This is a genomic window from Massilia sp. DWR3-1-1 (genome assembly GCF_049898325.1).
Taxonomy (GTDB): domain Bacteria; phylum Pseudomonadota; class Gammaproteobacteria; order Burkholderiales; family Burkholderiaceae_D; genus JAFCUW01.
The window spans coordinates 124,104-144,070 of the sequence record NZ_JAFCXL010000009.1 but is presented as its reverse complement, the minus strand read 5'-3'; the positions used below and the strand labels follow the sequence as shown (position 1 = coordinate 144,070).

At 65.2% G+C, this 19,967-nt stretch carries 18 protein-coding genes; 15 read left to right on the top strand and 3 right to left on the bottom strand.

The window, feature by feature from the left end; translation table 11 throughout:
* Positions 1–11 precede the first annotated feature (11 nt).
* From ACP7EY_RS11745 to epsA, 6 genes are all read left to right on the top strand, one after another.
* Positions 12–1,175 carry a sugar phosphate nucleotidyltransferase gene (locus ACP7EY_RS11745; protein WP_426193663.1) on the top strand — a complete coding sequence of 388 codons (1,164 nt, stop codon included), beginning with the start codon at positions 12–14 and terminating at the stop codon, positions 1,173–1,175.
* The gene (locus ACP7EY_RS11740) at positions 1,172–2,590 is read left to right on the top strand and encodes a mannose-1-phosphate guanylyltransferase/mannose-6-phosphate isomerase (RefSeq protein ID WP_426193661.1); all 1,419 of its coding nucleotides are present in this window, start codon (positions 1,172–1,174) and stop codon (positions 2,588–2,590) included. Before ACP7EY_RS11745 ends, ACP7EY_RS11740 begins: the two co-directional genes overlap by 4 nt.
* Before the next feature lie 340 nt (positions 2,591–2,930).
* Positions 2,931–5,942, top strand: coding sequence for an ExeM/NucH family extracellular endonuclease (locus tag ACP7EY_RS11735; RefSeq protein ID WP_426193659.1), 3,012 nt, complete (start codon positions 2,931–2,933; stop codon positions 5,940–5,942).
* Positions 5,943–5,953: 11 nt separating this feature from the next.
* Positions 5,954–6,562, top strand: a complete 609-nt coding sequence (locus ACP7EY_RS11730; RefSeq protein WP_426193657.1) for an NF038129 family PEP-CTERM protein — start codon at positions 5,954–5,956, stop codon at positions 6,560–6,562.
* A gap of 258 nt (positions 6,563–6,820) precedes the next feature.
* The gene (phoB, locus tag ACP7EY_RS11725; RefSeq protein WP_426193655.1) at positions 6,821–7,513 is read left to right on the top strand and encodes a phosphate regulon transcriptional regulator PhoB; all 693 of its coding nucleotides are present in this window, start codon (positions 6,821–6,823) and stop codon (positions 7,511–7,513) included.
* Between the two features lie 20 nt (positions 7,514–7,533).
* Complete coding sequence (epsA, locus tag ACP7EY_RS11720; RefSeq protein WP_426193653.1) at positions 7,534–8,328, top strand: XrtB/PEP-CTERM-associated transcriptional regulator EpsA; 795 nt, start codon at positions 7,534–7,536, stop codon at positions 8,326–8,328.
* A gap of 148 nt (positions 8,329–8,476) precedes the next feature.
* Here the strand turns inward: epsA and ACP7EY_RS11715 are convergent, their stop codons facing one another.
* The 3 genes from ACP7EY_RS11715 to ACP7EY_RS11705 form a co-directional block, all read right to left on the bottom strand.
* Positions 8,477–9,955 (bottom strand): PA domain-containing protein, encoded by a 1,479-nt coding sequence (locus ACP7EY_RS11715; protein WP_426193651.1) that lies wholly within the window; start codon positions 9,953–9,955, stop codon positions 8,477–8,479.
* Between the two features lie 3 nt (positions 9,956–9,958).
* Complete coding sequence (locus ACP7EY_RS11710) at positions 9,959–10,342, bottom strand: post-PEP-CTERM-1 domain-containing protein (RefSeq protein WP_426193649.1); 384 nt, start codon at positions 10,340–10,342, stop codon at positions 9,959–9,961.
* A gap of 66 nt (positions 10,343–10,408) precedes the next feature.
* Positions 10,409–11,023 (bottom strand): choice-of-anchor J domain-containing protein, encoded by a 615-nt coding sequence (locus ACP7EY_RS11705; protein ID WP_426193647.1) that lies wholly within the window; start codon positions 11,021–11,023, stop codon positions 10,409–10,411.
* Positions 11,024–11,628: 605 nt separating this feature from the next.
* Between ACP7EY_RS11705 and gspG the strand changes: the two genes are divergently transcribed.
* From gspG to ACP7EY_RS11660, 9 genes are read left to right on the top strand one after another with little or no spacing between them, the layout of a single operon-like run.
* Positions 11,629–12,066: a type II secretion system major pseudopilin GspG gene (gene gspG / locus ACP7EY_RS11700; protein ID WP_426193645.1), complete on the top strand. Its 438-nt coding sequence runs from the start codon at positions 11,629–11,631 to the stop codon at positions 12,064–12,066.
* Between the two features lie 27 nt (positions 12,067–12,093).
* Positions 12,094–13,269, top strand: a complete 1,176-nt coding sequence (locus ACP7EY_RS11695) for a type II secretion system F family protein (RefSeq protein ID WP_426193643.1) — start codon at positions 12,094–12,096, stop codon at positions 13,267–13,269.
* Positions 13,266–14,972: a GspE/PulE family protein gene (locus ACP7EY_RS11690; protein WP_426193641.1), complete on the top strand. Its 1,707-nt coding sequence runs from the start codon at positions 13,266–13,268 to the stop codon at positions 14,970–14,972. The genes ACP7EY_RS11695 and ACP7EY_RS11690 overlap by 4 nt, the downstream gene beginning before the upstream one ends.
* Positions 14,965–15,762: a hypothetical protein gene (locus tag ACP7EY_RS11685; protein WP_426193640.1), complete on the top strand. Its 798-nt coding sequence runs from the start codon at positions 14,965–14,967 to the stop codon at positions 15,760–15,762. Before ACP7EY_RS11690 ends, ACP7EY_RS11685 begins: the two co-directional genes overlap by 8 nt.
* Positions 15,759–16,346: a hypothetical protein gene (locus tag ACP7EY_RS11680; protein WP_426193638.1), complete on the top strand. Its 588-nt coding sequence runs from the start codon at positions 15,759–15,761 to the stop codon at positions 16,344–16,346. The genes ACP7EY_RS11685 and ACP7EY_RS11680 overlap by 4 nt, the downstream gene beginning before the upstream one ends.
* Positions 16,343–16,912 (top strand): hypothetical protein, encoded by a 570-nt coding sequence (locus tag ACP7EY_RS11675; RefSeq protein WP_426193636.1) that lies wholly within the window; start codon positions 16,343–16,345, stop codon positions 16,910–16,912. Before ACP7EY_RS11680 ends, ACP7EY_RS11675 begins: the two co-directional genes overlap by 4 nt.
* Complete coding sequence (locus tag ACP7EY_RS11670; protein WP_426193634.1) at positions 16,909–17,451, top strand: hypothetical protein; 543 nt, start codon at positions 16,909–16,911, stop codon at positions 17,449–17,451. The genes ACP7EY_RS11675 and ACP7EY_RS11670 overlap by 4 nt, the downstream gene beginning before the upstream one ends.
* Positions 17,451–19,496: a secretin N-terminal domain-containing protein gene (locus ACP7EY_RS11665; protein WP_426193826.1), complete on the top strand. Its 2,046-nt coding sequence runs from the start codon at positions 17,451–17,453 to the stop codon at positions 19,494–19,496. The genes ACP7EY_RS11670 and ACP7EY_RS11665 overlap by 1 nt, the downstream gene beginning before the upstream one ends.
* On the top strand, positions 19,493–19,963 hold the full coding sequence (locus ACP7EY_RS11660; protein WP_426193632.1) for a type II secretion system protein: 471 nt from the start codon (positions 19,493–19,495) through the stop codon (positions 19,961–19,963). The genes ACP7EY_RS11665 and ACP7EY_RS11660 overlap by 4 nt, the downstream gene beginning before the upstream one ends.
* Positions 19,964–19,967: the final 4 nt, after the last annotated feature.

Sequence of the window (19,967 nt, the reverse complement as noted above, 5' to 3'; positions counted from 1 at the left end):
CAAGGACCGACATGAAAGCCATGATTCTGGCAGCAGGCAAGGGAACGCGCGTGCGCCCCCTGACGTACGATCTACCAAAACCCATGATTCCCCTGCTGGGCAAGCCCGTGATGGCTTACCTCGTCGAGCACCTGGCCAAGTATGGCGTGACCGAGATCATGGTCAACGTCAGTTATCTGCACGAGAAAATCGAAGAGTACTTCGGCGAGGGCGACCAGTTCGGGGTGCAGATCGGCTATTCCTTCGAGGGTTACACCAAGGACGACGGCGAAGTGGTGCCGATGCCGATCGGTTCGGCCGGCGGCATGAAAAAAATCCAGGAATTTGGCGGCTTTTTCGACCAGACCACCATCGTCCTGTGCGGCGATGCCCTGATCGATCTGGACCTGAAGTCGGCCCTGTTCGAACACAAGCGCAAGGGCGCGATGGCCTCCGTCGTCACCCGCGAAGTGCCGTGGGACAAAGTGTCCAGTTACGGCGTGGTGGTGGCCGATGCCGATGGCCGCATCACCGAGTTCCAGGAAAAGCCGGAGCAGGCGGTGGCGAAATCGAATTTCATCAGCACCGGCATTTATATTTTCGAGCCGCAAGTGCTCGAGCTGATACCGTCCGGCGTTGCCTTCGACATCGGCGCCGACCTGTTTCCCCTGCTCGTCGAGCGCGGCCTGCCGTTCTATGCCCAGCGCCGGCCCTTCAACTGGCTCGATATCGGCAGCGTCTCCGATTACTGGGACGTGCTGCAAAACGTGCTGACGGGCGAAGTGGCGCACATGGACATGCCCGGCACCCGCGTCGAGGAGGGCCTGTGGGTGGGCCTGAACACCAGCATCGACTGGGAGGGCACCATCATCGAAGGGCCCGTCTACATCGGCTCCGGTTGCAAGATCGAAGCGGGCGCGCACATCGTCGGTCCCACCTGGATCGGCCACGGCAGCCATATCTGCAAGGATGCCGAAGTGGTGCGCAGTGTGTTGTTTGAGTATACTCGCGTGTTACCGGAGGTCAGTCTGTTCGAAACCATCGTGTTCAAAGAATACAGCGTCGACCGGCACGGCGAGATGAAGCATGTTTCCGAATATGCTTCAAAGGAGTGGGTCAACGCCCGCGACCGCCGCAACAAGCGCCGCAGCGACGGCGACCAGATTAACCAAGATTATTCAAAAGAGCGTTCATGAAAATTTATCCTGTCATTCTGTCCGGCGGTGCCGGCACCCGACTGTGGCCCTTGTCGCGCGCTGTGATGCCCAAGCAATTACTGCCCCTGGTGTCAGACAAAACCATGCTGCAAGAGACCGCCTTGCGGGTGGCGGACTGGCCCGAACTGATGGCGCCGGTGGTGGTATGCGGCAATGAGCACCGCTTCATGGTGGCCGAGCAAATGCGCGAAGCGGGCATCACCCCACTGGGCATCCTGCTTGAACCGGTGGGGCGCAATACGGCGCCGGCGGTGGCTGCGGCCGCCAACTTCCTGCTGGCCATCGATGCCGACGCGGTCATGCTGGTGCTGCCGGCCGACCATGTCATCACCGACCGCGCCGCCTTCGCCGCCGCCGTGCGGCACGCCGCCGGCCTGGTGGGCGAGGGCGCGCTGGCCACCTTCGGCATCGTGCCAACGGGACCGGAAACTGGCTATGGCTACATTCGCCGGGGCGAGGCCGTCGCTGGCGCGGGCACCGGCTACGCGGTCGAGCGCTTTGTCGAAAAGCCTGATGCGTCTACTGCGGAAAGCTTTCTCGCGGACGGCAATTATTACTGGAACAGCGGCATGTTCCTGTTCCGCGCCACCACCTTCCTGAGCGAGCTGGCCAACTTCAAGCCGGACATCGCCGCCGCTGCCGAGGCTGCCGTGCGGCTGGGCTACCGCGATCTCGATTTCTGCCGGCTCGACGAGGCTGCCTTCGCCGCCTGCCCGTCCGACTCCATCGACTACGCCGTCATGGAGCACACGCGCCACGCCGTCGTGGTGCCGGCCGCGATCGGCTGGAGCGACGTCGGCTCGTGGTCGGCCTTGCGCGACGTGCAAGCGCAAGACGAGAACGGCAACGCCGTGCGCGGCGACGTCTACCTCGACGGCGTGTCGAACTCGCTGATCCGCGCCGAAAGCCGCATCGTCGCCGCCATCGGCGTCAAGGACATCATCATCGTCGAAACCAACGATGCCGTGCTGGTGGTTCACAAGGATGCGGTGCAACGGGTCAAGCAGGTGGTCGACCACCTGAAGCTCAAGGAGCGTACCGAGCACTTGCATCACACCAAGGTGTATCGGCCATGGGGCCACTACGAGGGCATCGATGTGGGCGACCGTTTCCAGGTCAAGCGCATCACCGTCAAGCCGGGCGGGAAACTGTCGCTGCAAATGCACCACCACCGGGCCGAGCACTGGGTCGTGGTCAGCGGCACCGCCCGCGTCACCTGTGGCGATACCGTCAAACTGCTGTCGGAAAACGAGTCGACCTATATCCCCATCGGCATGAACCACCGCCTGGAAAATCCGGGCAAGCTCCCCTTGCACATCATCGAGGTGCAGTCGGGCAGTTACCTGGGCGAGGACGATATCGTGCGCTTCGAGGATATTTATCAGCGCGCCTGATGATTTCTGACTGATGAACGGCAGCCGAGGCTGCCGTTTTTTTTCGTCTGAACAGTTCGCCGGCATCTGCGCCAACCCAAAAGTGTTGCATATTTGCCCGACAAAACCTGCTGTGCCACGCTCTAACCGGGGCCAGTGCCTCCGTTCGCCCGGCAAATAGGCCAGCGCACCATCCTGGACCGCTGATTGATCCGAACGGATCAATATGCAGTCATCATACTGTCACCACGTGACCGTAATATCATTTTTGCCAGAGTTCAATAGTTTTTGCTAATGTGATGCCTGTTGTTGTCGTGCCAGAAATATAACTCCACCGAATTTATTATCCAGGAATGTATTCATGAATAAGCCCGTATCGATTTCGACGCCCGGTCATCTGACCGTGCTGGCAGCCTTGCTGGCCGCCCTGTCGGCGCCCGCCATGGCCGCCGATCCCGCAACCCACCTGGTGATCAGCCAGGTGTATGGCGGCGGCGGCAGCAGCGGCGCCGCCTACTACAAGGATTTCATTGAACTGTTCAACCCGACGGCCAACCCGATCAGCCTGGCCGGCAAGAGCGTCCAGTACGCCTCGGCCAGCGGCACCTTGGGCGCGGTTACCGTACTGCCAAGTACGGTGACGCTGCAGCCGGGCCAGTACTTCCTGGTGGGCGGTTCGGGCACGGCCGGCGTCACCTCGTCGCCGGCGCCGGACGTGATCGGCAGCTTGGGCTTGCAAGCAAATAACGGTAAAGTCGCCCTGGTCGAAGGCATCACCATGCAGGCCACGGCCACGCCGACCTCCTCGACCGTGATCGACTGGGTCGCGTACGGTGCTTCGACCCCGTTCGAAGGCACGGGCCCGACCGGTGCGATCAGCATTCTCAACGCGGCATTTCGCACCGACCCCTGCGTCGATGGCGACAACAATGCCACCGAATTCACGGTCGCCGCCGTCGCGCCACGCAATACCGCTTCGCCCTTGAAGACCTGTGGCGGCACCCCGTCGGCGCCGCCGATTCTCCCGGTCTGCGCGCCCAATGCCAGCTTCGCCTTCGGCGTCGGCGGCAGCGCCGCCCTGTCCGCATCCGATACCGACAGCGTCGTCAACAGCGCCAACATTTCCAGCGCCGTTTCCGGCATCAGCCTGGGCGGCTTTACCGCTTCGAGCGTCGATGGCGCCGTTGCCACCGTCAACCTGAACGTGGCGGCAAACACGCCGAACGGCGTCTACCCCGTCACCATCAACTTCGGCAACGACGATGCGCAAACGGCCAGCTGCACCGTCAACGTCACGGTTGCGCCGCCGGCCGCCACCACCCTGAAAATCTACCAGATCCAGGGCAACGGCGCCGCGTCGACTTACGCCAATTCCGTGCAGACCACGGAAGGCGTCGTGACCGCCAAGGTGGCGACGGGCTTCTTCATCCAGGACGCCACCGGCGACGGCGACCCGACCACCTCGGACGCCATCTACGTCTATACGGGCAGCGCCGGTTCGACCGTTGCCATCAACGACCTCGTGCGCGTGACCGCCACCGTGCAGGAATACACCGCGGTCGGCGCTGTCGTTTCGCTGACGGAGCTGTCGAACCCCACCGCCATCACCAAGACCGGCACTGCCGCGCCGATCGCGCCGACCAACATCACGCTGCCGGTGGCCGACTTCGGTCCCTACCAGGGCATGCTGGTGCGCTTTGCCCAGCCGCTCACCGCTTCGCAAGTGGAATTCCTGGGCGATCGCGGTGAAATCACCCTGTCGTCGGGCCGCCTGGAAGTGAGCACCAACCGCTTCAAGGTGGGCACGCCGGAAGAGCTGGCCCTGCGCACGTCCAACGCCCGCAACATGATCATTCTCGATGACGGCATTTTCGTCACCCCGACCGTGATTCCTTACATCGGCGCCGACCAGACCGTGCGCGCCGGCGACACCACCGCCAACCTGACCGGTGTGATCGACCTGGGCAGCGTGGGCGGCACCCCGGCCAAGGCGCTCTACAAGCTGCAGCCGACGGAAGCGGTGACGTTCTCGCGTGACAACGCACGCCCGACCGCGCCAAGTTTCGCCCCCGGTAACGTGAAAGTGGCCAGCGCCAACGTGCTCAACTTCTTCACCACCTTCACCAACGGCGCCTCGGTGCTGGCCAGCGGCACTGGCAACACCTGCTCGCTCGGTACCACCAACCTCAAGTCGAACTGCCGCGGCGCCGACAACCTCGTCGAGTTCACCCGCCAGCGCGACAAGATCGTCAATTCGCTCAAGATGATCGATGCCGACGTGGTCGGCCTGATGGAAATCCAGAACAACGGCGAAGGCGCCGTCGGCTACCTGGTCGAGCAGCTCAACCTGGCCTACGGCGCCACCACCTACGCCGTCGTGCCCAAGCCCTCGTTCACCGGCACCGATGCGATCCGCGTGGCCATGATCTACAAGCCAAGCAAGCTGAACCTGTCGGGCGTGGCGATCACCGATCCCGATCCGGCCGAAATCAACAACCGTCCGCCAATGGCGCAGACGTTTGTCGTGCCCGGCAACGGCGGCAAGTTCTCGCTGGTTGTCAACCACCTCAAATCGAAGGGCAGCTGCCCAATGTCGGGCGACACCGACCAGGGCGAAGGTTGCTGGACGAGCTTGCGTAAACAGCAATCGGCTCGCCTGATCAACAACTTCATTCCGCAAGTGCAGGCTGCTTCGGGTGATACCGACGTGCTGCTGATCGGCGACTTCAACTCGTATGGCATGGAATCGCCCATCACCCAGATGACCGACGTCGGCGTGGTCAACCTGCTCGAGCGCTTCGTGCGTCCGACCGGCATGCCGTATTCGTACGTGTTCGGTCACTCGGCCGGCTACCTCGACCATGCACTGGCCACGCCAAGCATGAACGCGCAAGTGTCGGGTGCTTCCGAGTTCCACAACAACGCCGACGAGCCGAGCGTGATCGACTACAACACCGATGGCAAGCCACAGGACCTGTATGTCAACAACGCCTACCGCGCTTCGGACCATGACCCGGTGACCATCAGTCTGAACGTGGCCGCTGTCGCCACCTCGACCGATGTCAGTGCCAGCTTCTCGACCTACCGCACGGCCCTGACCACCACCCGCGGCTCGAGCATTTTCACCGGCGCGATCACCCTGACCAACACCAGCGGTGCCGCCGTAGCCGGCCCCCTGCAAGTTGAATTGCGCGGTCTGCCAGCAGGCGTGAGCGTGACCAATGCATCCGGTTCCCGTAACGGCGTTCCTTACATCACCGTTCCTGGCGCCAGCATTGCTGCAGGCGCCGCCGTCAACGTCAGCCTGGTGTTCAGCAACCCAGCCAAGGTGACGATGACCTACACCACCGCAATTTCTTCCGGCACCTTTTAAGGATCACAACCATGTTTAACGCAAAACAATTTATCCAGCGCTTGCTGCTGGCAGTTTCCCTCGGCGGCACCATGGCGCTGGCGCAAGCCGAGCCGCTCAGCTACCACGTCACCGTCAACACCGCCACCCTGACCGGCAGCGGCTACTTCGACGCCACGCTGGCAGCGACCACGGTGGCGGCGCAGGGCTTGACCGTCAGCCTGTCGAACTTCGCCGGTGCGTTCGGTAACGTCGACAACGTCGCCTCGTATGACTACATGACGATCGCAAACGGCTTTGCTCTGAGCAATGCGGCGCCCAACTACCTGTCGCAGCAAGTCGACTTTGGTGGCGAGCTCAGTTTTGACGTGCTCTTTAGCGGCGCGTTCCTGAGCGCTACCACCGCTGAGACCTTGCCCCTGTTTTTCAGTCTGTGGGACAGCGCCTTCGCGCAAATCGGCGATAGTGGCGGTTTCAACGTCGCTGGTACCGGTATCGACCGTATCAGCTTGATGGGGAGCAATGACTTGATCACGATCACTGCCAACGGTGCCACCGAGGTGCCTGAGCCAGCCGCGCTGCTGCTCATGCTCACCGCCTTCGCCCTGATGGGCGTGATGGTCAAGCGTCGCCAGGGCTAAACAGCCCATGCGTGTGCCGGCTTCGGCCGGCACCTCCCGCAGCACCTGCGCCGGAAACGGTCCAGGTGCTTTTTTTGTGTGGAAGGCGGTGGCACGCAGTCGATGACGGCGATGCGCCGGTATTTATTTCGTAAACGTCTGAGTACGAAAACAAAATCGTATTGTCAATGCAGGCTGGTTTCGTGCATAGTGAAACTGCTGTTGTTCAATAGATACATTATTGATACAATCACCACGTTTTGCTGAAGGCTGAATCCCATGTCCGCACACATTCTGGTCGTCGAAGCCGAGCCCGCTACTCAGGAGTTGATCCGCTACAACCTCGGTCAGGGCGGGCACCGGGTCAGTTGCGTCGCCAACGCCGAGCTGGCGCTGGCCGTGGTGGAGGGCGGCTTGCCCGACATGGTATTGCTCGAGTGGGACCTGCCGGGACAGTCGGGGCTGACGCTGGTGCGTCGCCTGCGCGCCCACGTGCGCGCGCGCGACATCCCCATCATCATGGTGAGCGCGCGTACCAGCGAGCACGACAAGGTGCTGGCCCTCGAATCGGGCGCCGACGACTACATCACCAAGCCCTTCGGCGCGCGCGAAATGCTCGCGCGCATCCATGCACTGTTGCGCCGGCGCACACCGCAAGCGAGCGTCGACACGGTGCAACTGGCCGGCTTGCGGCTCGACCCGAGTACCCACCGGGTCACGGCCGGCGCCCGCCAGATCGACTTGGGGCGCGTCGAATTCCGGCTGCTCAATTTCCTGATGCTTCATCCGGAGCGCGTCCACAGCCGCGCCCAGCTGCTCGACAAGGTCTGGGGCAGCCACGTGTTTCTCGATGAGCGCACGGTCGACACCCACGTCGGTCGCCTGCGCAGCGCCTTGCAGCCCAGCGGCCACCAGGAGCACATCGAGACGGTACGCGGCAGCGGTTACCGCTTCGTCTGGGAAGCGGCTTGACGCTGCGCGAACGGGCTTGAATGGACGCGGTCGTCATCCTCAGCGCCCGTGAGCAGGAATACCTGCTCGGCGCCATCGAAGCGGCCGTCAAGGTGCGCGATCTGCGCCAGTTTTTCCTGTGGACCCAGGGCCAGCTGCAAGCGCTGTTGCCCCATCAATTGATGTTATGCGTGCAGCTCGACGGCGCCGGCACTTTGTTGCGGGCTGAACCGATACACGCCGGCCTGCTCGACGCTGTCGCCTTGCGCGTGCTGACCCATCCGCTGGAAGGGCTGGCGCCACGGCTGGCGGCGCTGTTCAAGGACAGCGAGCGCTTGCCGGCCATCACCGGGGCAGGGCGGCGCGCCGGCGACGCGGCCCTCAGGCAGTTCCGGCGCCCCCTGCAGCAGTTGGGCCTGGATCACCTGGTGGTGCACGGCAGCGGCGCCATCGCTGGCACGAGCACCCTGTTTGCCCTGTGCGGCTGGCAAGCGGCGCCCACCGAGCGGCACGCTTATTTTCTGTCCCTGTTGCTGCCGCACCTGCACCTGGCGCTGCTGCGGGTGGCCGCTGCCGAGGTGGTGGCGGGCAAGGGCGCTGTGTCGCCGTCCGCCGCCGTCTTCCTGGCGCGCCCGCTCAGCATGCGCGAACGGGAAATCCTCGGCTGGGTGCGCGAGGGCAAAAGCAACTTCGAAGTCGGCCTCATCCTCGGCATCAGCGCCGTCACCGTCAAGAACCATTTGCAGCGCATCTATCGGGCGCTGGGCGTGAGCAACCGCACCCATGCGCTGGCGCGCTGCCTCAGCCTGCAGTTGCTCGATGCGATGGACGGATAGGTCTTGCAGCCTGTCGCCGTCAAGGGCTGCCCCTGACAAGGGCGCTTTCATTGACAGCGCCATGAAAAAAGCCGCCTGAGCGATCAGGCGGCTTTTTTTCGTCAGCCGGCCCCCCCGCAACGGCAGGGGCCGCTAGTACGTCATCGTCTTACCAGCCGATATCCTTCAACAGCGGCACGGTCAGGTCTTTCGGCGCGGTCAGGATAATGCCCAGGTCCGAATTGATGTTCGGTTCCATCAGCAAGTTCGGCGTTGCGGTCACGTCCCAGTGCGATACCGACGAACCCGCGGCGAACACGGTTGGCGTGTACAGCAGGGGGCGGCCAAGGCTGTCGGCGCCGGCGATGCGGGTTGGATCGACCGAGAAGCTGCCGGTGACGGCGCCTGGCGTGGAGCGCGAACCGAGCGGTACGGCGGCGGCCACTGCGTTGGCGATCTTGATGCCATCGGGCTGCGACACCAGCACGACCGGGATGGTGATGGTCGCATCGGTGCCCGACGGGTTCAGGATCGCATTGGCATTATTGGCCAGCAGCACGCCAATCGCACCGGCATTCTGTGCATTTTTCGCCTTGATGGAGAAAGCGCAGGTGCCGCGGCTGATGATGGCCACTTTGCCGGTCACGGCAGCGATGTTGGCGGCGTTGAAGGCATCGCAGCCAGGGCCGCTTTCGCCGGTTTGTGTCTTGTAGACCGCCATTTTGCCGAAGCTAAAGCCCGACACCACCGGTGCGCCGAACGCGGCCGCGCCGTAGTCGTAGGTGCCGCTCACGCCCACCACGGGGGTGACGATCTTGAGCACGGGGGTCGGGGCGAGCAGCGATTGGCCCGCTGCCACGTTCGGTCCCACCCACGCCAGTTTCAGGTTGTTCGTTCCCGAGGTAACACGCTGGGCAGCGGTCATCTCAAACCAGGTCTTTTGCTGGGTATTGTCGAACATGTGCTTTTCCCAGATCGACGCTTTCCCGTTCGGACGCGACCCGGTCGAGCTGCTGGTGGTGCCCAGGGAAAAGCCGAGGCCGTGACCGAGTTCATGCAACAGCGTTTCGACGAAATTGACCTTGGTGCCGGCCTTGCCGTCGATGCCCAGGTAAAACGGCGAGCCGGACAGGCAGTTCGCTTCGCCCAGGCGGGCATTGAACTGGGTCTTGATGTCGGCATTGTTCACCGATGGGGCGCCGTCGCCGGCCAGGTTCACGCCGGCCAGGCGGTTCGCCAGTGCCTGGTGATAGTAGGTGTTCGGCTCGCCGTTCGGGAACTCGGACCAGTAGGTGCGCGCGCCGGCGCTGCCCAGCACGGCCGAGCTGGCGTCGCAGGTGAGGTTTTCCCAGCCGGCGTTGACCACGATGGGCACCGCGCTGCGGATATTTTGTTGCCAGATATCGGCAACGTAGCGGTACACGAACAGGCGCTGTTCGCCGAGCGTGGTGGCGGGGTTGCCGCCGACGGGCGCGACCGGGGTCGGGTCGTTGAAGCCGTAACCGGCCGGATCGCGGTTGAGGATGATGATGGTCGCTTGCGGCAGATCAGCGGCCGGGGTGGCGGCAGCGAACGAGGCGCTCGTGGCGCACATCATCGAAGCGCCGGCGATGGCGGTCAAGGTCAATGCTTTGAAAGTCTGACGCATTATTTACTCCGAGGCAGTGTGGGCGTGAGGGCGCACGACGCCCTTTTGGATGGCTTCTTCAGCCGCTTTCGGGCCGTCAAAACATTCTTGTTCGACTTTGCCGTTCTTGATCACCGCGACCGCGGTGCTGATCGAGTCATCAGGGGCGCTGATGCCGGTGGCGCCGCTCTTGTGGTAGAAGTGCTCGGTCGGGGTCGGCGCGGTGCGTGCACTGCGGGCTTTGTCTTTCTTGATCTTCTCGAGGTTGCTGCGCTCGGCTTCGGTGGGGGCGCGCAACTGGCCGGTGATCGGGTCGCGGCTGACCATCTGGCCGTCCTGGGCGTGCGCTGCGCATGCGGTCGCTGCGATGAAGCAGGCGCCCGCAATTTTCAACAAGGTGTTCGTCATGATCTTCTCCTGGGATTCGAAACGGCGCTGCGTGCAGCGCCGCAATGCACTACAAACGTGTTCGCTTTAAACGGATTTCTTGCGGCGTGCGGCGGCCAGGCCGGCCAGGCCCAGGCCAGCGAGCAGCATGCTGGTCGGCTCTGGCACATCGACCGTGAGGGAGTCGATGCCGATGTAGCTCGACGAGTCGTAGGTGCCGACATAGCGGATGGCCAGGCGGCCGACAGTGCCATCGACGCCGGTACCGAAACGGTAGTCGCTGATATTGGTCCAGACGTCTTTGGCCGTCATCAGGGCGCCAAAAGTGAAATCGGCGATGTCGGTCGAGCCCGTGCTGTAGCCGTACTGGAAGGTGTCGGAGTAACCCGGGGCCACGTCCCCACGGACCCAAAACGACACCATCCATTCGGCCGTCGTGCTCAGCAAGGGCGTGATCAGGTAGTTGTCGACCACGCCATTGGCGTCCGAACTGTTGTAGCCAGCGCCCAGGTAGGCATTGTCGGCGCCCGCCTGTGCGGCGAATACCTCGACGTTACCCTGGAAAAAACCCGAACCCGTGGTTTTCTGGATAAAGCCGGCGCCGGTCAAGTTCTCCACCTTGTCGAAATTCTCGATAACGTCGGCGTGGGCCGCCAGGGCAGTGGTGGCGAGGGCGATCGCGCAAAGCGTGTGCTTCAACATAGAAAAACTCCAAAAATAGGGATGATGGTGGTACCCGATGTCATCAGATGTGGGGAAGCAATGATCTTGCAGATTTCACACGTTGCGTGACGGGTTGGTAATAAATATAGCAAGCGAAACAATCTCCGTGAGGATTATTTCAACGTGGAAAATTCATTTTTTTTCGGCGTATGAAAAATTTTAGCTGGTTTGCGCTGTGATAGACGTTCAAAAAGTGCCCTCGATGCGGCGTTGCTTTTTTGCACTCAATGATGTTTAAAAAGATAGCGCTTTTTTGCAAATTAGGATAATAAATGTCATCAAGCTGACATATTTGCATGGCATATTGCTTAAAAATGTTCTCCTGCAAATATCAATTGCATCATTGAAATAATCGTTCCACCCCCGCTGTGATGCGGCGAACGGCGCAAGTGCCGACGGGCGTTGTGCAGTTGGGGCGGAGCCGGCCAAAGCCTTGTTCAAATACACATTTTTTTCTTCCTTTTTTGAAAGAAATATTGTGGATGCGCTACGTCACATGGTAGCCTTGAACGGCTGCCGGGCGCCGCGTTCGCAGTCGAGGCAGGCGCACTATTTATCGCAACAGACTTCAAGGAGTTGGTCGGATGCATGTAGCAATGACACCAGGTTGCCCGCGCCGCCGCAGTGCCGGTTTCACGCTGCTCGAACTGCTGGTCGTGATCGTCATCATCGGCCTGCTGGCCGCCTACGTGGGCCCGAAATACTTCTCGCAACTGGGCAAGTCGGAAGTGACCATCGCCAAGGCGCAAATTGGCGCCTTTGAAAAGTCGCTCGACACCTACCGCCTCGACGTCGGCCGCTATCCGAACACGGAAGAGGGCATGGCCGCGCTGCTGGTGGCGCCCGCCACCGCGGGGGCGAAGTGGAATGGTCCCTATTTGAAGAAGGCCGTGCCGCTTGACCCGTGGGGCCATCCGTTCCAATACCGTGCGCCGGGCACCAAGAGCGAATTCGAGATCGTCTCGCTCGGCCGCGACGGCCAGCCGGGCGGCAGTGGCGAAGACGCCGACATCACCAACTAAGCACGCTTACCCCGAACGGATCGCTTCATGCAGTTTGACGTGCGCGCCCTGAGCGCCGACGCCGCCGTTTCGCGCCTGACCATCGATGCGCTCGACGAAGCCGATGCCCGCCGCCAGGTCGAAGCGCGCGGCCTGTACGTTGCCGCGCTCAAGCGCCGCGGCAGCGCCCGTGGGCGCGCCGGCATGTCGCTGGTGCTGTTCAGCCAGGAATTGCTGGCGCTGCTGTCGGCGGGCCTGGGGGTGGTCGAAGCGCTCGAGGCGCTGCTCGAGAAGGAAGCCAATCCGGCGCTGGCCGACGTGCTGGGACGCCTGCTGGCGGGCCTGCGCGAGGGCAAGCGCTTTTCCAGCGTGCTGGCCGAGCAGGGCGATCAGTTTCCGCCCCTGTACATCGGCATCGTCAAGGCCGCCGAGGGGACCAGCGACCTGCCGCGCTCACTGGCGCGCTACATCGATTACCAGCAGCGCATCGACGCCGTCCGCGGCAAGATCACCAGCGCGGCCATCTACCCGACCATCCTGCTGCTCGTCGGCGGCGGCGTCAGCCTGTTCCTGATTACCTACGTGGTGCCGCGCTTCGCCGAGGTCTACCAGGGGGCGGGGCGCACCTTGCCGTTCATGTCGCGATTGTTGCTGTCATGGGGGCAGTTCGCCGCCAACCACACCGTGCTGCTGCTGGCCGGCCTGGCCGGCGTGGCCGGGGTGGCCGTGTTTGGTGCGCGCCACTTGCTGGCCCAGGGCGGCATCGGCGCGCTGCTCGCGCGCGTGCCGGGCTTGCGCGAGCGCGTGCGCATCTATGAATTATCGCGCCTGTACCTGACCCTGGGCATGCTCAGCGAAGGCGGCATCCCCATCGTCCAGGCCATCGAGACGGTGCAGTCGATGGCGACGGCCAGCGTGCGCGCCGGCCTGCAGCAGGCGCGCCTGGCGATCGAATCGGGGCTGCCGCTGTCGAGCGCCTTCGAAGCGAACGGACTGACCACGCCGATTTCGTTGCGCATGCTGCGGGTGGGCGAACGCACCGGCGACATGGGGCCCATGCTGACCCAGTCGGCGGCGTTCTACGACGGCGAAATCAGCCGCTGGATCGACCGCTTCACCCGCACCTTTGAACCCTTGCTGATGGCCGCCATCGGCCTGATCGTCGGCGCCATCGTGGTGCTGTTGTATATGCCGATTTTCGACCTCGCCGGAGACATGTCTTGAACGCCCCAGCCACTGTGTCAGGCATCCTGGCCATCGATCCCGCCGTGCTGGCGCGCGCGCGCGCGGCCAGTGCCCGCGCCGGTCGCACCCTGGTCGACGAACTCGAAGGCGAGACCGGCCTCGAGCCGCGCCAGCTCGTGCGCGCACTGGCGGCGCCGTTTGGCCTGGTGGTGGCCGAGACGGCCGACATGCTCGCCTATGCGCCCGCCTTCGACCTGCTGCCGCTGGCGCAGGCGCTGGCGCGCCGCTGCGTGCTGTTGCGCAGTCCTTCGCGCGAGCTGATCGGCGTGGTGGCCGACCCGTTCGACCTCGACCTGCAAACCTGGCTGGGCGCGCGCGCCGGCGCCAGCGCGCGCGCGCCCTTGCAAACGCGGCTGGCGCTGGCCGCCGACATCCAGGCTTACCTGAGCAAGCACGAGGAATCGGCACGCGCCGTCGATACGCTCACCCCCGGCGTGGCCGACGGCAAGCGCGAAGGCAAGACCACCGCCGTGCTGTCGTTCGCCTCGGTCAACGAAGCGGCCAGCCCGGCCGTCCGGCTGGTCAATTCGACCCTGTACGATGCCCTGAAAGCGGGCGCCTCCGACATTCACCTCGAGAGCACGGCGCTGGGCCTGGCCGTCAAGTACCGCATCGATGGCGTGCTCGATCACGCCACCTCGGTCAACGGCATCGAAGTGGCCGAACAGGTGATCTCGCGCCTGAAAGTGCTGGCCGAACTCGATATCTCGGAGCGCCGCATTCCGCAGGACGGCAGCTTCCGGGTCGAGTCGAACCAGCGCGAGATCGACCTGCGGGTGTCGATCATGCCCAGCATTCATGGCGAGGACGCCGTCATCCGGATTCTCGACAAGCGCGCCATGATCGAAGCGTATGGCGCACTCACGCTCGAGGCGCTGGGCTTCGACGCGCCGTCGCTGGCGACCCTGCGCGGCCTGGCGCAGGAAGCCTACGGCATGCTGCTGGTGACGGGGCCCACCGGTTCCGGCAAGACCACCACCCTGTATGCGGCGCTCACCGAGATCAACAACGGCCGCGAAAAGATCATCACCATCGAGGACCCGGTCGAGTACCAGTTGCCCGGCATCCTGCAGATCCCCGTCAACGAAAAAAAGGGGCTGACGTTCGCCAAGGGCCTGCGCTCGATCCTGCGCCACGACCCCGATAAAATCATGGTGGGCGAAATTCGCGACCGCGAGACGGCGGAAATCGCGGTGCAGTCGGCGCTGACGGGCCACCTGGTGCTCACCACCGTGCACGCCAATAATGTGTTCGACGTGTTTGGCCGCTTCACCCACATGGGCATCGACCCCTACGCGTTCGTCTCGGCCCTCAACGGCATCTGGGCGCAGCGCCTGGTGCGCACCAATTGCCCGCACTGCGCGCTGGCCTACCGGCCCGACGACGCCGAACTGGCCTCGGTCAACCTGGCGCGGGCCGACGTCGGGCACTTCGAATTCAAGCAGGGCAAAGGCTGCGGCGATTGCCGCGGCACCGGCTACAAGGGGCGCCGCTCGATCGCCGAGATCCTGACCCTGAACGACGAAATCCGCGAGCTGATCGTCGACAAGAAGCCGATTCGCCAGATCAAGGCGGCGGCGCACGCCAACGGCACCCGCAGCCTGCGCCTGGCCGCGCTCGACCTGGTGCAGCGGGGATTGACCACGATTGCGGAGATCAAACGGGTGACCTTGCATGCGTAAAAAATTCGGACATGCCTTGCGGCTGGGGATATCGGCCGACGGCGTCGCCCTGCTGGAAACCCGGCGCTGGGGCCGCGAGGCGACGCTGCTGGCCGAATTGCCGCTCGACGCCAGCCACGCCTTTCCAGTTGCCCTGGCGGGCGCCGTGACAGCGCTGTTAAATGACGCCCAGCGCGACGGCTGGCCGCTGTCGGTGGTGCTGGCTGATGAGCTGGTGCGCTTCTGGCAGGTGACGCCGCCGCCCGCCTGCGCACGCATGGCCGACCTGGAAGCGGCCGCCGCGCTGCGCTTCCAGCAACTGTACGGCGAACCGGCGGCCGGCTGGCAGTTGCGCGCCGACTGGCAGTTGACGCGGCCGTTCCTGGCCGCCGCCATTCCCGTGTCGCTGGTGGCGGCGCTGCAGCAGGCCACCAGCGCCCACGCCATGCGCCTGATCGAGGTGGCGCCGCAGTTCGTGGTGCTGTTTAATCGCTGGCGCGCGGGCCTGGCCGCCGGCGACTGGTTCGGCGTGGTGCACGACGGCGTGCTGACCCTGGGCGTGTGCGATGGCGGCATCGTCGCCATGCGCGCGCTGGCCATCGACGCCGCGGCCAGCGCCCCTTCGGCCTGGCTGCAAGGCCAGCTGGCGCGCGAGGCGCTGCGCCTGAATCGGCCGGCGCCCGAGCGCTTGCGCCTGTGCGGTGCAGCGCCGGCGGCATGGGCCGCGCTGCCCGGCTGCGTGCTGCTGGACCAGGCCGACGCGACCGCTTCCCCGCTGGCCCGGCTGGCCGGCGCCGGGAGCGCCGCATGAAGCGCGTCGCCATCGATTTCGCCGCGCCTTCGCTGGCGCGCAGCTGGTACCGGCTGGGACCGCGCGGCTGGACCGTGCTGGGGCTGGGCGTGGTCCTGTGCGGCGCCGCGCTGGCATTGGGCGGGCAGATGCTGGCGCGCCAGCGCGCGCTCGACGAGCAGCTGGCCGCGGTGCGCGCCAGCATCGCCGCGCCGGCTGCCGCCGCCGCCGCCATTGCCCGGGCCGTTCCGGCGGTGGACATCGGCGCGGCCCAGGCCAGCGCCGTCAACGGCGCCATCTTGCAATTGAATCTGCCATGGCCCGCCTTGCGCGAGGCCGTCGGCGCCGCCACCCCGGCCAGCGTCGCGCTGCTGGGGCTGGAACCGGATGCGCGCCGCCGCAGCGTGAAAATCACCGCCGAGACCAAGGATGCCGAATCGATGATCGCTTACGTTGAACAGCTCAAGGGCCAGGAATTGTTTGGCGACGTCGTCCTGCTGCGCCACGAAATCAATGAGCTCGACCCGAACCGGCCGCTGCGCTTCGAGGTCGACGCCAGCTGGTCAAGTCCTGGCCTGGCCCATCCGGCTGGGCGCGCGCCATGAACGGCGCCGCCCTGATGCTGCGCTGGCGCCTGTGGCTGGTGGCGCGCGGGCCGCTGCCGGTCGCCGCCGTCGCGCTGCCGCTGGCCGGCGTGCTGGCGCTGGCCGTGCTGCTGCCGCTGCGCACGGCGCAAAGCGACCGCCGGGTCGCCGCGCTGAGCGCGGCGGCCATGCCGGCGCCGCTGGCGCCCGTGGTCGCGGCGCCGCTGGCGCTGGCCGCGCCCGCGGCCGCCGGCGCCAACCTGGCCCAATTCCAGCAGGTGCTGGGCGAGCGCCGCGACGTCGAGCAGCAGGTGGGTACCTTGTTCGCGCTGGCGGCGAAAAGCGGCATCGTGCTCAACCAGGGCGAGTACAAGAGCGCCAGCGTGCGCGAGGGCGGCTTTGGCACCTACCAAGTCAATTTGCCCGTCAGGGGCAGCTACGGCGCCATCTGGCAGTTCGCCATGGCGGCCCTGCGCGCGATTCCCTTCGCCTCGCTCGACGACATCAGCTTTAAACGCGACAGCATCGGCCAGCCGGGCGTGGAAGCGCGCGTGCGCCTGACCTTGTATTTGCAGGCGACGCCATGAAGCCCCGTCAACTGGTGCTGGGCGCCACCCTGGCGGTCGCCGCCGCGTTTGCGTTTTTCGGCGACAAGTCGGCGCCGGGCGAGCTGGTCGAAGCGGCACCGCGCAAGAGCACCATTGCGCCGCCGACCGCACCGGCCGTGCCGGCCGCGCGCACGGCCGCCACGGCGAGCACGAAAGCGGCCGCGCCGGTGCTGCTGGCACTGGTGCCGCGCGAGCAGTTGATGGCGCCGGCGATGGGGCAGGGCGACGGCGGCGGCGCGTTCGCCGTGCAGAACTGGACCCCGCCGCCACCGCCGCCGTCGAAACCGCCGCCGCCGCCGCCGGTGGCGCCGCCGCTGCCGTTTGTTTTTCTGGGCAAGGCGCAGGAAAACGGCGCCTGGGAGGTGTTCCTGGCGCGCGGCAGCGAGACGCTGATCGTGCGCCAGCAGATGGTGATCGACGGCCTGTATCGCGTCGACGCCATCGCCCCGCCATGGATGACCCTGACTTACCTGCCCTTGAAGCAGGTCCAACAGATCAATATTGGAGTACCCGAGTGATGCCATCCGATTTTTGCCGTCCCTACCCGGTCCGGCTTGCGCTTGCTGCCGCGCTCACGCTGGCGCTGTCCGGCTGCGCCGGCCAGATGGCATACAACGACGGCCAGAAGCTCGTCGCCGCCGACCAGGTCGAAGCGGGCCTGCTCAAGTACCGCGAGGCGATCGCCGCCGAGCCGGGCAACGCACAGTACAAGGCGGCCTATTTGCAGGCGCGCGATGGCAGCACGAATCGCCTCAATGAGCAGGCCGAGCGCGAGCTCGCCGAGGGCCGTCCGCAGGTGGCGATGCTCAGCCTGAGGCGCGCGCTGGCGCTCGAGCCGGCCAACGAACGGGCGCGCGCCGGCCTGCGCCTGCTCGAGGCCGATGCGCGCCAGGCCGGCCTGCTGGGCGAGGCGCAGGCCGCGTTCGCGCGCAAGGAGTATGAAACGGCGCGCCAGAAGTTGAACGCGATCCTGGCCGAGCGCCCGGCGCACGAGCCGGCGCGCCTGCTGCTGGCCGAGGTCACCGACAGGACCCTGGCGGCGGCGCCCGATGCGGGCCTGGCGGCGGCCTACAAGCTGCCGATCAATATCGAGTTTCGCGACGCCTCGCTCAAGCAGGTGTTCGAGGTGATCTCGCGCCGGTCCGGCTTGAATTTCCTGTTCGACAAGGACGTCAAGACCGACCAGCGCACCTCGATTTTTCTGAAGAACAGCACGGTGGAGCAGGCGGTTTATTATCTGCTGGTGAGTAACCAGCTGGAGCAGCAAATCATGGACGGCAACACCATCCTGGTTTTCCCCAACGTCGCCGCCAAGCTCAAGGAATACCAGGAGATGACGGTCAAGACCTTCTTCCTGGCCAACGCCGACGCCAAGAACGTGGCCAACACCCTCAAGACCATCTTGAAGTCGCGCGATGTCGTCGTCGATGAAAAGCTCAACCTGGTAATCCTGCGCGACAGCCCGGAAGCGATCAAGCTGGCCACCCGCCTGGTCGCCCTGCAGGACGTGGCCGAACCGGAAGTGATGCTCGATGTCGAGATCCTCGAGATCAAGCGCAGCCGCCTGCTCGACCTGGGCATCGGCTGGCCCGGCAGCGTGGGGTTCTCGCCGCTCACCAGCACCACCGGTGGCGGCATCACCATCGACACCCTGCGTAACCTCAACGGTGGCACCATCGGCGTCACCGCCCTCAGTGCCACCATCACCGCCAACAAGACCGACGGCGACTCCAACACCCTGGCCAATCCCCGCATCCGCGTGCGTAACCGCGAGAAGGCCAAGGTCGTCATCGGCGACAAGGTTCCCGTCATCACCACCATCATCACCCCCGGCACCAGCGGTGGCTTCGCCTCGGAGTCGGTCAGCTATGTCGATGTGGGCCTGACCTTGAACGTCGAGCCGACCATCTACCTCAATAACGAGGTGGCGATCCGGGTGGCACTGGAGGTGTCGAACCTGGTCGATTCCGTGGTCACCAAGTCGGGCTCGGTGGCGTACCGCATCGGCACCCGTTCGGCCACCACCATGCTGCAGCTGAAAGACGGCGAAAACCAGGTGCTGGCCGGCTTGATCAGCAACGAGGACCGCAGCAGCGGCAGCAAGGTGCCCTTGCTGGGCAGTCTGCCCATCGTCGGTCGCCTGTTCGGCGTCGGCCACGACAGCACGGACAAGAACGAGATCGTGCTGTCGATCACCCCGCACCTGGTGCGCAACATCCAGCGTCCGGGCCTGAACGCGGCCGAATTCAACGCCGGCACCGAGGGCAGCTTCCGCCGCCGTCCCGAGACGCCCGTCACGGCGACCGTACCGACGGTGCCCGGCGCCGTCGGCACCGCCGGCGGCGCCTCGGTGGTGGCGCCGCCGGCCCGCCCGGCCGCGCCGCTGGCGCCCGCCACGGTGACGGTGACGACGCCGCATACCATCCGGCCGGTGGCCGAGCCGCCCGGGCCGGTGGTGCTGCCCAGCGCCACCTTGCCGAACCTGGCGCCGGCGGTCGGTCTGCCGCCCACGCCAGCGGCGCCGGCCCCGGGCGCCCCCGTCGTCGCCCCGCCGGTGCGATGAAAGCACGCGGCTTCACGCTGATCGAACTGCTGGTGACGCTGGCGATCCTGGCGCTGCTGGCGACCATCGTCGCGCCGGCCGCCCAGGTGACCATCCAGCGTCGCCACGAGCAGGAGTTGCGGGTGGCGCTGCGCGAGATCCGCGGCGCCATCGACGCCTACAAGAAGGCCAGCGACGAAGGTCGCATCGCCAAGGCGGCCGGCGCCACCGGCTACCCGCCGAAACTGGAGGTGCTGGTCGAGGGCGTGATCGACCTGCGCAGCGCCAGGCGCGCCAAGGTCTATTTTTTACGCCGCCTGCCGCGCGACCCGTTCGGCGGCGACGCCGACAAGGCCGACGCCGACACCTGGGGGCGGCGCAGTTACGCCAGCGAGGCGGCCGATCCGCGCGAGGGCGACGATGTCTATGATGTCCTGTCGATGTCCGAGCGCACGGGCCTGAACGGCATCCCCTACCGCAAGTGGTAAAAAA

Bases quoted from the DNA above. Each gene is read 5' to 3' on its own strand.
- ACP7EY_RS11745 (WP_426193663.1), top strand. From the start codon at position 12: ATGAAAGCCATGATTCTGGCAGCAGGCAAGGGAACGCGCGTGCGCCCC.
- ACP7EY_RS11740 (WP_426193661.1), top strand. From the start codon at position 1,172: ATGAAAATTTATCCTGTCATTCTGTCCGGCGGTGCCGGCACCCGACTG.
- ACP7EY_RS11735 (WP_426193659.1), top strand. From the start codon at position 2,931: ATGAATAAGCCCGTATCGATTTCGACGCCCGGTCATCTGACCGTGCTG.
- ACP7EY_RS11730 (WP_426193657.1), top strand. From the start codon at position 5,954: ATGTTTAACGCAAAACAATTTATCCAGCGCTTGCTGCTGGCAGTTTCC.
- phoB (WP_426193655.1), top strand. From the start codon at position 6,821: ATGTCCGCACACATTCTGGTCGTCGAAGCCGAGCCCGCTACTCAGGAG.
- epsA (WP_426193653.1), top strand. From the start codon at position 7,534: ATGGACGCGGTCGTCATCCTCAGCGCCCGTGAGCAGGAATACCTGCTC.
- ACP7EY_RS11715 (WP_426193651.1), bottom strand. From the start codon at position 9,955: ATGCGTCAGACTTTCAAAGCATTGACCTTGACCGCCATCGCCGGCGCT.
- ACP7EY_RS11710 (WP_426193649.1), bottom strand. From the start codon at position 10,342: ATGACGAACACCTTGTTGAAAATTGCGGGCGCCTGCTTCATCGCAGCG.
- ACP7EY_RS11705 (WP_426193647.1), bottom strand. From the start codon at position 11,023: ATGTTGAAGCACACGCTTTGCGCGATCGCCCTCGCCACCACTGCCCTG.
- gspG (WP_426193645.1), top strand. From the start codon at position 11,629: ATGCATGTAGCAATGACACCAGGTTGCCCGCGCCGCCGCAGTGCCGGT.
- ACP7EY_RS11695 (WP_426193643.1), top strand. From the start codon at position 12,094: ATGCAGTTTGACGTGCGCGCCCTGAGCGCCGACGCCGCCGTTTCGCGC.
- ACP7EY_RS11685 (WP_426193640.1), top strand. From the start codon at position 14,965: ATGCGTAAAAAATTCGGACATGCCTTGCGGCTGGGGATATCGGCCGAC.
- ACP7EY_RS11680 (WP_426193638.1), top strand. From the start codon at position 15,759: ATGAAGCGCGTCGCCATCGATTTCGCCGCGCCTTCGCTGGCGCGCAGC.
- ACP7EY_RS11675 (WP_426193636.1), top strand. From the start codon at position 16,343: ATGAACGGCGCCGCCCTGATGCTGCGCTGGCGCCTGTGGCTGGTGGCG.
- ACP7EY_RS11670 (WP_426193634.1), top strand. From the start codon at position 16,909: ATGAAGCCCCGTCAACTGGTGCTGGGCGCCACCCTGGCGGTCGCCGCC.
- ACP7EY_RS11665 (WP_426193826.1), top strand. From the start codon at position 17,451: ATGCCATCCGATTTTTGCCGTCCCTACCCGGTCCGGCTTGCGCTTGCT.
- ACP7EY_RS11660 (WP_426193632.1), top strand. From the start codon at position 19,493: ATGAAAGCACGCGGCTTCACGCTGATCGAACTGCTGGTGACGCTGGCG.